At 69.8% G+C, this 12,438-nt stretch carries 13 protein-coding genes; 4 read left to right on the plus strand and 9 right to left on the minus strand.

The window, feature by feature from the left end:
* Window positions 1-184 precede the first annotated feature (184 nt).
* The 4 genes from ACIBHY_RS12275 (at window position 185) to ACIBHY_RS12290 (ending at window position 3,731) form a co-directional block, all read left to right on the plus strand.
* Window positions 185-1,060 (plus strand): ABC transporter ATP-binding protein, encoded by an 876-nt coding sequence (locus tag ACIBHY_RS12275; protein WP_397252542.1) that lies wholly within the window; start codon window positions 185-187, stop codon window positions 1,058-1,060.
* Window positions 1,057-2,166 carry an ABC transporter permease gene (locus tag ACIBHY_RS12280; protein WP_397252543.1) on the plus strand — a complete coding sequence of 370 codons (1,110 nt, stop codon included), beginning with the start codon at window positions 1,057-1,059 and terminating at the stop codon, window positions 2,164-2,166. The genes ACIBHY_RS12275 and ACIBHY_RS12280 overlap by 4 nt, the downstream gene beginning before the upstream one ends.
* The gene (locus ACIBHY_RS12285) at window positions 2,167-3,324 is read left to right on the plus strand and encodes a sensor histidine kinase (protein ID WP_397252544.1); all 1,158 of its coding nucleotides are present in this window, start codon (window positions 2,167-2,169) and stop codon (window positions 3,322-3,324) included.
* A gap of 89 nt (window positions 3,325-3,413) precedes the next feature.
* Window positions 3,414-3,731 (plus strand): STAS domain-containing protein, encoded by a 318-nt coding sequence (locus tag ACIBHY_RS12290; RefSeq protein WP_397252545.1) that lies wholly within the window; start codon window positions 3,414-3,416, stop codon window positions 3,729-3,731.
* 6 nt (window positions 3,732-3,737) lie between these two features.
* On the opposite strand, the gene ACIBHY_RS12295 is transcribed toward ACIBHY_RS12290, so the two are convergent.
* The 9 genes from ACIBHY_RS12295 to ACIBHY_RS12335 all read right to left on the minus strand — a co-directional run bounded on the left by ACIBHY_RS12295 (window position 3,738) and on the right by ACIBHY_RS12335 (window position 12,410).
* Window positions 3,738-4,661, minus strand: coding sequence for a hypothetical protein (locus tag ACIBHY_RS12295; protein ID WP_397306695.1), 924 nt, complete (start codon window positions 4,659-4,661; stop codon window positions 3,738-3,740).
* Between the two features lie 264 nt (window positions 4,662-4,925).
* Window positions 4,926-5,468, minus strand: coding sequence for a TetR/AcrR family transcriptional regulator (locus ACIBHY_RS12300; RefSeq protein WP_379609115.1), 543 nt, complete (start codon window positions 5,466-5,468; stop codon window positions 4,926-4,928).
* 144 nt (window positions 5,469-5,612) lie between these two features.
* Window positions 5,613-7,085, minus strand: coding sequence for an aldehyde dehydrogenase family protein (locus ACIBHY_RS12305; RefSeq protein ID WP_397252547.1), 1,473 nt, complete (start codon window positions 7,083-7,085; stop codon window positions 5,613-5,615).
* Between the two features lie 30 nt (window positions 7,086-7,115).
* The gene (locus tag ACIBHY_RS12310; RefSeq protein WP_397252548.1) at window positions 7,116-7,733 is read right to left on the minus strand and encodes a response regulator; all 618 of its coding nucleotides are present in this window, start codon (window positions 7,731-7,733) and stop codon (window positions 7,116-7,118) included.
* Window positions 7,730-8,914 carry a sensor histidine kinase gene (locus tag ACIBHY_RS12315; RefSeq protein ID WP_397306696.1) on the minus strand — a complete coding sequence of 395 codons (1,185 nt, stop codon included), beginning with the start codon at window positions 8,912-8,914 and terminating at the stop codon, window positions 7,730-7,732. Before ACIBHY_RS12315 ends, ACIBHY_RS12310 begins: the two co-directional genes overlap by 4 nt.
* Window positions 8,872-9,654: an ABC transporter permease gene (locus ACIBHY_RS12320; RefSeq protein ID WP_397252550.1), complete on the minus strand. Its 783-nt coding sequence runs from the start codon at window positions 9,652-9,654 to the stop codon at window positions 8,872-8,874. Before ACIBHY_RS12320 ends, ACIBHY_RS12315 begins: the two co-directional genes overlap by 43 nt.
* Complete coding sequence (locus ACIBHY_RS12325) at window positions 9,651-10,472, minus strand: ABC transporter ATP-binding protein (protein ID WP_397306697.1); 822 nt, start codon at window positions 10,470-10,472, stop codon at window positions 9,651-9,653. The genes ACIBHY_RS12320 and ACIBHY_RS12325 overlap by 4 nt, the downstream gene beginning before the upstream one ends.
* A 67-nt stretch (window positions 10,473-10,539) precedes the next feature.
* Entirely contained in the window at window positions 10,540-11,106 is a 567-nt protein-coding gene (locus tag ACIBHY_RS12330) for a GNAT family N-acetyltransferase (RefSeq protein WP_397252552.1), read from the minus strand.
* A gap of 5 nt (window positions 11,107-11,111) precedes the next feature.
* On the minus strand, window positions 11,112-12,410 hold the full coding sequence (locus tag ACIBHY_RS12335; protein ID WP_397252553.1) for a carotenoid oxygenase family protein: 1,299 nt from the start codon (window positions 12,408-12,410) through the stop codon (window positions 11,112-11,114).
* Window positions 12,411-12,438 lie beyond the last annotated feature (28 nt).

Raw genomic sequence — 12,438 nt, forward strand, 5'->3', positions numbered from 1 at the left:
GGTCGGTGTCGTACGGGCGCGTCCAAATGCGGAGACTGCCACAGCCGGAGGGCTCCCGACAAAGGGCGTCCACATGGCGGCGCCGCGGGATGACAAATGTCATCCGAAGCGCACGCACCCTGCATTTCCAGCCGGTGATTTCCACGACTACCTGGATGAACCGCCCAGCCAGCACCATAGACGCATGCTGGAGATAAGGGATCTGCGCAAGCGGTACGCGGACAAGGTCGCCCTGGACGGGGTGGCCTTCGCCGTACGGCCCGGCGAGATGTTCGGGTTCGTCGGCGCCAACGGCGCCGGAAAGACCACCACCATGCGGATCGTCATGGGGGTGCTCAGGCCCGACGCCGGCGAGGTCGTCTGGCAGGGCCGCCCGCTCGGCGCCGCCGACCGGCGCAACTTCGGGTACATGCCCGAGGAACGCGGGCTCTACCAGAAGATGCGGGTCGGCGAGCAGGTCGAGTACTTCGGCCGCCTGCACGGGCTGAGCCAGCCCAAGGCCCGCCAGGCCACCGACGAGCTGCTGGAGCGGCTCTCGCTCACCGAGCGGCGCGCGGACGCCGTCGAGGCGCTCTCCCTGGGCAACCAGCAGCGTGTGCAGCTGGCCGTGGCCCTGGTGCACGACCCCGAGGTGCTCGTGCTCGACGAGCCGTTCTCCGGCCTGGACCCGATCGCGGTCGACGCACTGGCCGGAGTGCTGCAGGAGCGGTGCAGGGGCGGTGTGCCGGTGATCTTCTCCAGCCACCAGCTTGAACTGGTGGAGCGGCTGTGCGACGCGGTCGGCATCGTCTCGGCCGGGCGCATGGTGGCCAGCGGCACCGTCGAGGAGCTGCGCGCGGCCGAGAGCAGCACGCTGCGCGTCGTCGTGCGCGACGCCCAGCCCGGCTGGGCCGACGGCCTGCCGGGGCGGCTCACGGTCACCGGCGACCGGCACGTGCTGCTCATCGAGTCCGGCGAGGACCAGGAGATCCTGCACCGCGCCATCAAGGCGGGACACGTCGAGCACTTCGGGGTCGAGCACCCCACCCTCACCGAGATCTTCAAGGAGGCCGTGGCATGAACTCCCTGCTCCTGGTGGCGCGTCGGGAGATCTCGACCCAGCTGCGGACCAAAGCCTTCATCATCGGCCTGATCGTCACCGTGGTCATCATGGCCGGCCTCGCCTTCGCCCCCAAGCTCATGGGCGGCCCCGACTCCTACACGCTGGGCACGGTCAACTCCCAGCAGCTACCGCTCAAGGCGGCGGCCCCCGACATCGAGTTCGAGTGGCGCAAGTACGCCGACGCGGGAGCCGCCAAGAAGGCGCTCCTCGACGGCGACGTCGAGGCGGTGCTCGTGGACGGCACCAAGGTGCTGACCGACGGTGAGATCGAGACCGAGCTCGGCATCCTGCTCCAGAGCGTCAACCGCGAGGCGCGGCTCGGCGCGGCCGGGGTGAACATCCCGCCGCTGGCCATGGAGTCGGTGGGCGCCGACACCCGCTACCAGGCCGCCCGCGCCGGCATCGCGACCGTGCTGGTCGTCCTGTTGTTCATGCTGGTCATCGGGCAGGCCATGATGGTCGCCATGGGCGTGGTCGAGGAGAAGGGCAGCAGGATCGTGGAGATCCTGTTCGCCTCGCTGCGGCCGTGGCAACTGCTCGGCGGCAAGATCGTCGGACTGGGCGTGATCGGCGTCATCAACCTGGCCGTGACACTGGCCGCCGGCCTCGTGGCCGCGTTCGCCTCCGGTCTGGCCATGGACTTCCCGCCCGGGATGCCGATGATCGTGACCTGGGTGCTGGTGTGGTTCATCCTGGGGTACGCCTTCTACGCCACGCTGGCCGCCTCCCTGGCCTCCCTGGTCTCCCGGCAGGAGGAGGTCGGCAACACGCTGACCCCGATGACCATGCTCATCATGGTCACCTACCTCGTGGGCTTCTTCGCCGCCAACCAGCCGACCGGCACGCTGGCGCAGATCGTCTCGATCATCCCGCCCTTCTCCTCGATCGTCATGCCGGTGCGCCTGGCCGCCGCCGAGGTGCCCCTGTGGGAGGTCTCCCTGGCGGCCGTGCTGATGGTGGGCGCGGTGCTCGGCATGCTGTCCGTCGGCGCCAAGGTCTACGAGCGGGCGGTGCTGCGTACCGGGGCCAAGGTCAAGCTCGGCGACGTGCTGCGCGCGAAGTAGATGGATGAGCTGACGCGGGCCCGCCGCACGACCCGCCTGGTGCTGAACTCGACACTCGGCGCCATGTGGCTGGTCATCCTGCTCAACTCCGCCGCCACGCTGGGGACCGGCCGGACGGAGCCATGGCAGATCGGGCTCGCGCTGCTCATGACGGTCGTCTTCAGCTGGCTCTACCTGCGCATCAGCGACGCCGTCTTCGAGCGCCGCTATCCGGTCAGGGACGTCGTGGTCGCCGGCGTCCTGGCCTTCGCCGCCTGCGCGCTCAGCGGCGCCGACGTGGTCGGCTGGGGGTTCGTCCCGATGGCGTGGCTGTCGGTGGCGGTGGTGGGGGTCCGGCGGCGGACCATGTTCCTGCTGATGTTCGGCTCCTGGCTGGTCGTCACCGCGCTGGCGTCGTTCTGGACGGTGGCCGGGCGGGTGGTCTTCGTGCCCGAGGACACCCCGGTGGGGGTCGGGATCGTGGCGGCCGCCTTCACCTACCTGCTCATCTGCCTGATGACCCCGCTGTCCAACCGGATGTGGGTGTGGATCTGGCTGCTGGCCGCCAAGGCGCACGAGGCCAAGGAGGCCCAGTCGCAGCTCGCGGTCGCCGAGGAGCGGCTGCGCTTCGCCCGCGACCTGCACGACCTCGTGGGGCATCAGCTCTCCGCGCTCGCGGTCAAGTCGGAGCTGGCCGTACGGCTGGCCGACGCCGACGTGGGAGCCGCCAAGGCGGAGATGATCGAGGTCCGCGACCTGACCAGGAAGGCGCTGCGCGAGCTGCGCGAGGCGGTGCGCGGCTACCGGGAGCTGGATCTGCCCGCGGAGCTGCTGAGCGTCAAGAGCGTGCTGGAGGCGGCCGGCGTGCGTTGTGAGCTGAACCTGCCCTACCGGGAGGTTCCCGTGGAGGTGGCCCGGGTCTTCGCGTACGTGGTGCGCGAGGCGGTGACCAACGTGCTCAAGCACTCCACGGCGAGCTTCTGCGACATCACCCTGCGCTTCACCGGCGACGACGCGACGCTGGAGGTCCGCAACGACGGCGTGGCCCGCAGGCGCGCCCTCGACCTCGGCAGCGGGCTGAGCGGCCTGAACGAGCGGCTGGCCGCCGTGGGCGGGAAGCTGACGGCGTTGCCGAATGGTGATGGGGAATTCACGCTGAAAGCGGTAGTGCCTCGCTAAGCGGGTAGTTCTTTGTTACTAGTGCTCTTTTGGCAGGGTAAAGCGACGTTGCGTGACGATCATCGCGGAGCGTGAGTTGGGGAGGTGGCATGCGCGTCCGGGGTAAGCCTGGGGCCCAGGTGGTGCGGATCGGCTCCCGGCTGGACGCCGGGACCTCGGCGGGGCTGCGCCAGCGGCTGCACGACGCGGTCGACTCGGGCACGGGCGATCTCATCCTGGATCTCTCCAAGCTGGAGATGATCGACGCCACCGGCCTCGGAGTGCTCGTGGGCACGCATCGGCGCGCGCTCGCCGCGGAACGCCGCCTGGTCCTGCGCCGGGTGCCGCCCCGGATCATGCGGGTGCTCGCGGTGACTCGGCTGAACCGGGTCCTGCACGTGGAAGTGCCCGCCGCCGCGGTGGCGTGACCGGTTCTACACCCTGGCCCGGAGCCGGGCCAGCGTCGCCGGGGTCTGGGCGTCCAGCCAGCCGGCCAGTTGCTCGAAGGAGACGCACCTCACCGCGTCGCGTGTGCAGACCTCCTTCATGAGCGTGATCAGCGCCCGCATGTAGATGCCGCCGTTCCACGACTCGAAGTGGTTGCCGATGAAGACCGGGGCGCGGTCGCCGCGCAGGGAACGCCGTACCGCGCCGATGTAGGCGTCGGTGGTCTGACGCTGCCAGCGCCGCCAGTTGTGCCGTTCGCCGCTCCGGGCGCCGCTGTGCACGGTGAAGAAGTTGTAGTCCATGCCGAGCACGCGAGTCCCGCTGCCGGGAAGCGGGATGCTGGGCAGTGGGAACTGCCACAGCCCCGAGCGTTTGTGCGGCCAGCGGACCTCGCCGGTGCCCGAGGCGTCGTAGCGCCAGCCGTACTTGCCGAAGGCGGTGAACATCGCCTCGCGATCGCCCTGCAGGCAGGGTGTGCGGCCGCCGGACACCGCCTCGCGGATGCGGAAGGGGAGCTCGGGCAGGTCGGTGCGGCCGGAGTTGCGCCGCCAGTTCTCGACGAAGCCGTAGAACTGCTCGATCTCGCTGCGCCAGTCGGTGGCCGACCACGACGAGACGCCGGTCGGGCCGCAGAAGTGGCCGTTGAAGTGTGTGCCGATCTCGTGGCCGGAGTTCCAGGCGGCGGTGAGCTCGGCCGCCTGGCCGGCGATCCTGGAGGGGCTCTGGAAGCCGATGTCGGAGCTGCCGCGCGGCCGGCCCGGCGGCCGGTACTGCTCGCGCCGGTCGGCGGGCAGCAGGTAGACGCCCGACAGGAAGAACGTCAGCTTGGCCTGGTGGCGCTCGGCGGCCCTGCGGAAGACCGGGAACCAGCCCTGGCCGTCCACCCCCGCCCCGTCGAAGGAGATCACCACGAACTGGGGCGGGCGTTCTCCCCGGCGCAGGCGGCAGCTGTTCTCCGCGCACCACGAACTCCGGCCGCCGGGGGAGGGCGACTTTCGTGTACGTGTTTCGCTGGGCCGAGGGTTGACGGGTGCGGACAAACCGAGCCTGCCGGGCAATGGTTGTGCCGTGACGTCGCCGCACGCCGTCGTTCCCAAAGCTACGCAGATGCCGATTAGCGCCGCGATTATCCCCCGAAGCACTCCGCCATAGAATCACGTTCTGTCATCAAATGCTCACGACGCACCGAGTGCCCGTCCACAGATGTGAACAGCGACTTGGACCAGCTCTTCGAGTTCCTTCGGCTCCTCGGCGAGGATCCATTCGATGAGAAGTTCTTGCAGCGCTCCAATCACACCGAGCGCCAGCAGATGCCGATCGATCTTCGCCGCCTGCGGGAATTCGGCGGAGGCCTCCTCCACGAGCCTGGCGAAGGAGGCCACGGCGCGCTGCCGGGATGCCGCCAGCACATCTCCCGACCTGCGCACCTCCAGGTGCATGATGCGGGCACGGCGCCAGTCGGCCGTGGCGAATTCCATATAGGCGCGTACTCCCGCGCCGATTCTCCCGTCGAGCGTCTGAGGCGCATCCTGCAACGCTTTGGCGACGACGGCGAGGCTTTCCTCGACGCATCGTTCGTGGAGCGCCTGAAGGAGTTCCTCGCGCCCGCCGAAACATTCGTAGAACGCCCGGTTGGAGATCCGCGCCTCCGAACACAGCCTTTCGATCGTTGTAGCCGAGAAGCCCGGCTTAGCGTAGAGCGTGTACGCAGCTGTCATGAGCCGCTCGCGTCTGTCTGCCAGCCTTTGCTCAGCCGACATTCCCCGGTAAGACCGGTTCACATTCCACCCGTCCAACATGATCGTGGCCCCCAGAGCACATAATTATGGACGGATGATCTGTATTCGGAAAGAGCGGGCAGATCACCTCTTACGTCGTCCATGCAAGAACGTGACAAGCCTGATCAGCCGCTCAAGCTCGTCGGTGCCCCGGGAGAAGGACGTAAGGTTCATCCCGGGCATCGCGAAGCGCTGCCGGGAGATGGCTTTGGGCCTGGCGAACTCGCGCAGTCCGTCGGCGCCGTGGATGCGGCCGAACCCCGAGTCACCGACCCCACCGAAGGGTAGCGCGGGAACGCCCGCGAAGGAGATGACTGAGTTGATCGCGGTCATTCCGCTGCGCATCAGCCTGGCCAGTTCCATGGCCCGCCGGGAGTTCTTGGAGAAGATCGTTCCTGCCAGCCCGTACGCCGAGGCGTTGGCCAGCTCCAGCGCCTCCCGCGCGTCACGGGTGCGGCGCACGGTGATGGTCGGGCCGAAGGTCTCCTCGCGCACGGCGGGGGAGTCCTCGGGCACGTCCTCGACAATGACGGGGTCCACGAACGGCGCGCGGACCGACTCCGGCCCACCAGTCACGACTTTTCCGGACTTGGTGGCTTCATCGATATGCCGGCGGATGATGTCCATCTGCCCCGGCATGGTGATCGGACCGTAGTCCTTGCCCGCCTTGACCGATCTCGCCCGCTCGGCCAGTTCCCGCATGAACGGCTCGTACACCGCGTCCACCACGTAGACCCGCTCCACGCCCACGCAGGTCTGGCCGGCGTTGGACAGCGCGCCCCAGAGGCACGCGTCGGCCGCCGCCTTCAGGTCGGCGTCGGCGTCCACGATGAAGGCGTCCTTGCCGCCGCACTCGGCCACGATCGGCGTGAGGTTCTGCGCGCAGGCCGCCATGACCCGCTTGGCGGTCGCGGTCGAGCCGGTGAAGGCGATCTTCTTCACCCTCGGGTCGCCCGCCAGGGCCGCGCCGGTCTCGCCCAGGCCGGTCACCGTCTGCAGGACCGGGTGCTCGGGGACCGACTCGGCGAACAGCTCGGCCAGCCGTACGCCGACGCCGGGGGTGAGTTCGCTGGGCTTGAAGACGACCGCGTTGCCGGCCGCGAGCGCGTACGCGATGGAGCCCATCGGCGTGAAGACCGGGTAGTTCCACGGGCCGATCACGCCGACGACGCCCAGCGGCAGGTACTCCAGCGTGGCGGCCAGGTTCAGGCCGACCATGCCGGGGGAGACCCGGCGGCGGCCGAGCACCTTGGCCGCGTTGCGCGCCGCCCAGTCGATGTGGGTGATCGCCAGCACGATCTCCAGCGTGGCGTCGCCCACCGGCTTGCCGGTCTCCTCGTGGACGAGCGTGGCCAGCTGCCTGAGGTTCTGCGTGATGACGGCCTTGTAGTCGAGCAGCCGGCGGCGCCGCTCGGCCGCGCCCAGGCCCGCCCACCAGGCGGCCGCCTCCTCCGCGCGGCCGACGGCGGCGTGGACCGCCTCCTGCCCCTGCTTGGGATGGCTGCCCACGACCGTGCCGGTCGCGGGGTTCAGGGAGTCGAACGTCAGCGTCGTCATGGCCGCCACGATAAGCCGGTAAATCAACGCTTACAACAGACCGCGCTCCATGGCCGTCGTGACCGCCGCGGTACGGTCGGAGACGCCGAGCTTGCCGAAGATCCGCAGCAGGTGCGTCTTCACCGTCGTCTCGCTGATGAACAACCGGCGGCCCGCCTCGGCGTTGGTCAGCCCGCGCGCCACCAGCGCCAGCACCTCCGCCTCGCGCGGCGTCAGCGCCTGCTGCGCCGGGCCGCGCATCCGCGTCACCAGCTTGGTCGCCACCGACGGCGACAGCACCGTCTCGCCCCTGGCCGCCGCGTACACGGCCGCCACCAGGTCCTCGGCGCTGGTGTCCTTCAGCAGGTAGCCCGCCGCGCCGGCCTCGACCGCGCGCACGATGTCCTGGTCGCTCTCGTAGGTGGTCAGCACGATCACCCGGATCCCCGGGTGGTCCGCCAGGATGCGGCCGGTCGCGCTCACGCCGTCGCCGCCGGGCATGCGCAGGTCCATGAGCACCACGTCAGGGGCCAGTTCGCGGGCCCGCGCGACCGCCTCGTCGCCGGAGGCGGCGGCGCCGACCACGTCGAGGCCGGGGTCGCCGTCCAGCATGCCGCGCAGGCCCTCCCTGACCACCGGGTGGTCGTCCACGATCAGGAGCTTGATCACGCCGGCACCTCCACGGTCAGCGTCGTCCCCGCGTCCGGTGCGCTGGTGAGCGTCAGCGTGCCGCCGGCCTGCTCGACCCTGCCGCGCATGGTCCGCAGGCCGAAGCCGACGCTCTCCTCCCGGAATCCTCTTCCGTCGTCGGCCACGCTCAGGCGTACCTGCCGCTCGCCGTACTCCAGAGCCACGCGCACGGACCGCGCGGCGGCGTGCTTGCGCACGTTGGCCAGCCCTTCCTGAAGCGCGCGGATGAGCACCACGTCGGTGCGGGTGGCCAGCGGCCGCGCCGCGCCGCACGCCTCGAAGCGCGCGCCGATCCCGATCTCGTCGCCCATCCGCTCGGTGATCCGCCGTAGCGCCTCGACGAGCGAGGCGTCGTCGAGCGGCGCGGGCGCGAGCGCCGAGAGGAACGCGCGCGCCTCGGCCAGGTTCTCCTGCGCCGTCCGTACGGCCAGCGCCAGATGCCGGTCCGGATCCGGCTGCCGCTGCGCCGCCCGCACGAGCATGATGATGCTGGTGAACCCCTGCGCCAGCGTGTCGTGGATCTCCCCGGCCAGCCGCTCGCGCTCGGCCTGCGCCCCGCGCTCGGCCGAGAGCCTGGCCACTTCGGCCCTGCTCGCCTCAAGTTCTTCGATCAGCGCCGCTCGCTCCTTGCTCTGCTTGGTGATCCGCTCGATCCACAGCCCCATGGTCCCGGAGAAGAACACCACCACGGTCATGACCACGATCAGGTTGAAGGCCGATCCCAGCGGATCCTCCCGGTCGGCCACGGTGATCGCCGGTCCCGTCCACAACAGGATGCTGGCGATCGTCGCCTCCTTGGCGGGCAGCGCCAGGTAGCACATGGAGCAGAGCCCGAACAGCGAGAACGAGATCGCGGGGATCGTCAGCGCGGCCGGGGTGAACAGCACGATCAGCAGCGCCACGTAGAGCACGCTCCTGCGCCGGTCCTCCGCGATGATGCCCGGCCGGCCGACGAACACGTAGAGCGGGATCGTGGTCAGCAGGCATCCGGCCACGATCGCCTTCTCCCTGGCCGAGAAGTCGCCGGCCAGCGCGAACACCACCGGGATCAGCGTGGTGACGACGAGCAGCAACTCCCAGCCGCGCAGGCTCTCCCAGACGTTGGGGCCCGCGGGACTCAGCCGTCGCGGCGGCTCTTCCACCGGAACGTCATCAGGCACAGCGCCAGGCCTCCGACCGTCCACGCGCCCAGCACCAGGGCGACCTTGCCCAATTCATACGACCTGGCCATCTCCAGCGCCACCCCGCCGTCGCCGATGAACACCGAACGCAAGCCCTGGGCCACCCACCGCAGCGGGAAGACCGAGGCGACGTCGATGAGCCAGGGCGGCAGCTCGGTGAAGGGGATGTAGATCCCGGAGATGAACTGCAGCACCACGAACGGCAGCGTGATCACCGCCGCCGCGGACTTGGCCGAGCTGGGCACGCTGCTGGCCGCGATCCCGAGCAGGCTGCCGGCCGCCAGCCCCAGGACCAGTACCCAGGAGAAGGTCAGCCAGCCGACCAGGCTGGAGGGCAGCTCCAGGTCGTACAGGAACACCGCCACGGCCAGCAGCAGCGCCACCTCGATGGCCGCGATGACCAGAACGCTCAGCACCTTTCCGGCGAAGTACGAGCTCTTCGGCATCGGCGTGCCCGCCAGCCGCTTGAGCCCGCCCTCCTCACGCTCGACCGCGATGCTGATGGCGAGGTTCTGGAAGCTGACGCTGAGGACGCCCGCGCTGATCAGCGCCGCCGCGTAGAGCTGCGAGACCGTGACGTTCGTTCCGTCCAAGGTCCCGGCGAAGATCGCGCTGAACAGCACCAGCAGCACGATCGGGAAGGAGAAGGTGAAGACGACCTGGTCGCGGGCGCGAAAGAAGATCTTGAGCTCGAAGGCGGCTCTCGACAGCGCGATCATGACTCCTCCAGCAGGCGCAGGTAGACGTCCTCCAGAGTGGGCCGGGTGACGCGCAGTTCGGGGATCTCGCCGTCGTAGCGGCCCATGAGCTCGGCGATCGTCCTGGTCGGCGTCGCCGTGCGCTTCTCGCCGTCCGCCCACGTGACCGTGGCCTCGTCGCTCGCGCGCCCGCCGAGGGTACGCGGCGCGCCCTCGGCCACGATCCGCCCGCCCGCGATCACCGCCACCCGGTCGGCCAGTTCCTCGGCCTCGTCGAGATAGTGCGTGGTGAGCAGGATCGTGGTGTCCTCCAGATTCCTGATCAGCTCCCAGAAGCGGCGGCGGGCCTCCGGGTCGAAGCCGGTGGTCGGCTCGTCCAGGAAGAGCAGCTCGGGGTTGCCGATCAGGCCCAGTGCCACGTCGAGGCGGCGGCGCTGGCCGCCGGAGAGCTTGGCCACGCGCGCCTTCGCCTTCTCGGCCAGGCCCACCCGGTCGATGACCTCGTCGGGGTCGGCCGGGGCCGGGTAGAAGCGGGCGAAGTGGGTGACGATCTCGCGTACCGAGACCTCGGCCACGTCACCGGCCGTCTGAGGGACGATGCCCACGCGGGCGCGCCAGGCGCGGGTCGGCCGGTGCGGGTCGGCGCCCAGGACGCTGACCTCGCCGCCGTCGCGCTTCCTGAGCCCTTCGAGGATTTCTATGGTGGTCGACTTGCCCGCGCCGTTGGGGCCGAGAAGGGCGAAGGTCTCGCCCCGGTGGATGTCCAGATCGATGCCGCGGACCGCCTCTAACGCGCCGTAGCGCTTGGCGAGTCCGCGGACGTGCACTGCGGTCTCCATGGAGTCAAGGATCCGGATTTACCCGGATCTGCGACACCTTCGGCCGACCGACCCCGTTGTCCTCCGTTCAGAGGACGGCCGGGCGCAGCATTCCCCACACCGCCGGGCCGTCGGGCAGCTTGATCTCCTCGGTCACGGCGAAGCCGAACCGCTCGTAGATCGGGATGTTCGCCTCCTTGCTGCTCTCCAGGTAGACCGGCAGCCCCGCGCACCGGGCCAGCCCGGAACGCAGCAGCGCCCCGCCCACGCCGGTGCCCTGGACCGCCGGATCGGTGCCGATCTGGGCGAGATACCAGTGCGGCTCCTTCGGGCGGTGTCCGGCGAACGCCTCCTCCAGCCGCATGCCGTACACCACCCGGTCGCCCATGACCTCCAGCAGCGCGGACCCGCCCGTCTCCAGGTCGGGCGTGAAGCCGGGCGGATCCCACAGCGCCGCCCCGGTCACCGCGCCGCTCCCGTCGCGGGCCACCTCCACCACGTCGTGCATGTAGCGGGCCAGCGCCACGAACATCCTGGGCCGGTCCGCGGCCCTCGGCATCATCCACTCCATCACCGGGTCGTCGGCGAACGCCCGTCCGAGCACCTCGCCGATCTCCTCCAAGCCGCTCGCCTTCTCGGCGGTCACGATCTCCATGAAGCTCAGTCCTCCAGCCAGGATCCGTGGAAGCCGGCGGGGACCCGTCGCGGCAGCCGTACCGACGCCACCTCCGAAAGGTCGCGTGCGTCGGCCACGAGCAGGCGTGAGGCCTCGCCCGAGGTGACGATCGACAGCAGCCAGCCCTCGTCCTCGGCCCGCGCGCCCTCGGCCGCCACGAACACGGCCTCCCCGGTGGCGCCGCCCGTGGCCAGGGCGGAGGCGGCGCCGCTCCGGTGGTCGTACTTGATGATCTGGTCGTCGCCGACCGTGTAGAGGTAGCGGCTGCCGAGGCCGAGCCGGTGCTCGTTCAGCGTCGGGAACTCGATGTTGCGGTCGTCCAGCGGCTCCTCCGACACCTTGCCCGTGGCCGGGTCGAGCGTCCAGCTGTACAGGGAGGCGCTGATCGTGCCCGCGGCGTGGCGGGCGGCGTCGGCCCGGCCGGCGATGTGCTCCCACAAGTCGACGAAGACGTCGGCAGTGTAGCGGGCGGCGGTGAGCACCACGCGGCCCTCGGCGTCCTCCCAGGCATTGCCGACGTGGAACGCGTAGCACAGATCCACATCGAACCATCGCGTCATCCCGCCCGCCCGCGGCGTCAGCCCGATCCGCGCGCCGTACCCCTCGTCGAAGGCGTAGGGCATGCCCATGCCGCGCTCCAGATTGAAGGTGACCGGAAGGTCCAGCCAGACCAGGTAGTTCTCGGTGATCGCGAAGTCGTGCATCATCGTCGAGCCCGGAACCTCGATCTCCTTCGTCTCCACCAGCTCACCCCCCGCCGACAGCCGGTGGTAGGTCAGGAAGGGCGGGAAGAAGCCGTAGCCGAAGAAGTGCAGCTCACCGGTGATCGGGTCCTGCTTGGGGTGCGCGGTCATCGCCGTCGCCAGCTTCCCCTGGAAGTCGACCGGCCCGACCGTGTCGAGCTCGGGCGTCATCTCGTACGGCAGGCCGACCTCGTTCAGCGCGAAGATGCGGCCGTCGTGCCCGATCACATGGGTGTTGGCCTGGGTGGCGGTCAGATCGACACCCTTGTCGCCGACCAGATCGGTCCCGTCGGTGAACTTCGTGGTCCGCACCCACCGATTGCGGTACCACTCGGCCCGGCCGTCGCGCAGGCGGATGCCGTGGATCATCCCGTGCCCGGCGAACCAGTGTCCGGGGTCCTCGCCGGGGCGCGGGTTGGGACCGTTGCGGAAGTAGCGACCGGTGAGCTCGGGCGGCAGCGCGCCCTCCACAGGAAGGTCGTAGGCGTCGACCTCATCGGGAACGGGAGCCAGATGGCCCGTCAGGTAAGCCTTCTTCATGCCGATACTCCTATCATGATAGGTCGAA

The sequence above is a fragment of the Nonomuraea sp. NPDC050547 genome (genome assembly GCF_044457345.1).
GTDB lineage: Bacteria > Actinomycetota > Actinomycetes > Streptosporangiales > Streptosporangiaceae > Nonomuraea.

Coding starts and splice junctions, on each gene's coding strand:
- ACIBHY_RS12275 (WP_397252542.1), top strand. CDS start 185: ATGCTGGAGATAAGGGATCTGCGCAAGCGGTACGCGGACAAGGTCGCC.
- ACIBHY_RS12280 (WP_397252543.1), top strand. CDS start 1,057: ATGAACTCCCTGCTCCTGGTGGCGCGTCGGGAGATCTCGACCCAGCTG.
- ACIBHY_RS12285 (WP_397252544.1), top strand. CDS start 2,167: ATGGATGAGCTGACGCGGGCCCGCCGCACGACCCGCCTGGTGCTGAAC.
- ACIBHY_RS12290 (WP_397252545.1), top strand. CDS start 3,414: ATGCGCGTCCGGGGTAAGCCTGGGGCCCAGGTGGTGCGGATCGGCTCC.
- ACIBHY_RS12300 (WP_379609115.1), bottom strand. CDS start 5,468: ATGACAGCTGCGTACACGCTCTACGCTAAGCCGGGCTTCTCGGCTACA.
- ACIBHY_RS12305 (WP_397252547.1), bottom strand. CDS start 7,085: ATGACGACGCTGACGTTCGACTCCCTGAACCCCGCGACCGGCACGGTC.
- ACIBHY_RS12320 (WP_397252550.1), bottom strand. CDS start 9,654: ATGATCGCGCTGTCGAGAGCCGCCTTCGAGCTCAAGATCTTCTTTCGC.
- ACIBHY_RS12325 (WP_397306697.1), bottom strand. CDS start 10,472: ATGGAGACCGCAGTGCACGTCCGCGGACTCGCCAAGCGCTACGGCGCG.
- ACIBHY_RS12330 (WP_397252552.1), bottom strand. CDS start 11,106: ATGGAGATCGTGACCGCCGAGAAGGCGAGCGGCTTGGAGGAGATCGGC.
- ACIBHY_RS12335 (WP_397252553.1), bottom strand. CDS start 12,410: ATGAAGAAGGCTTACCTGACGGGCCATCTGGCTCCCGTTCCCGATGAG.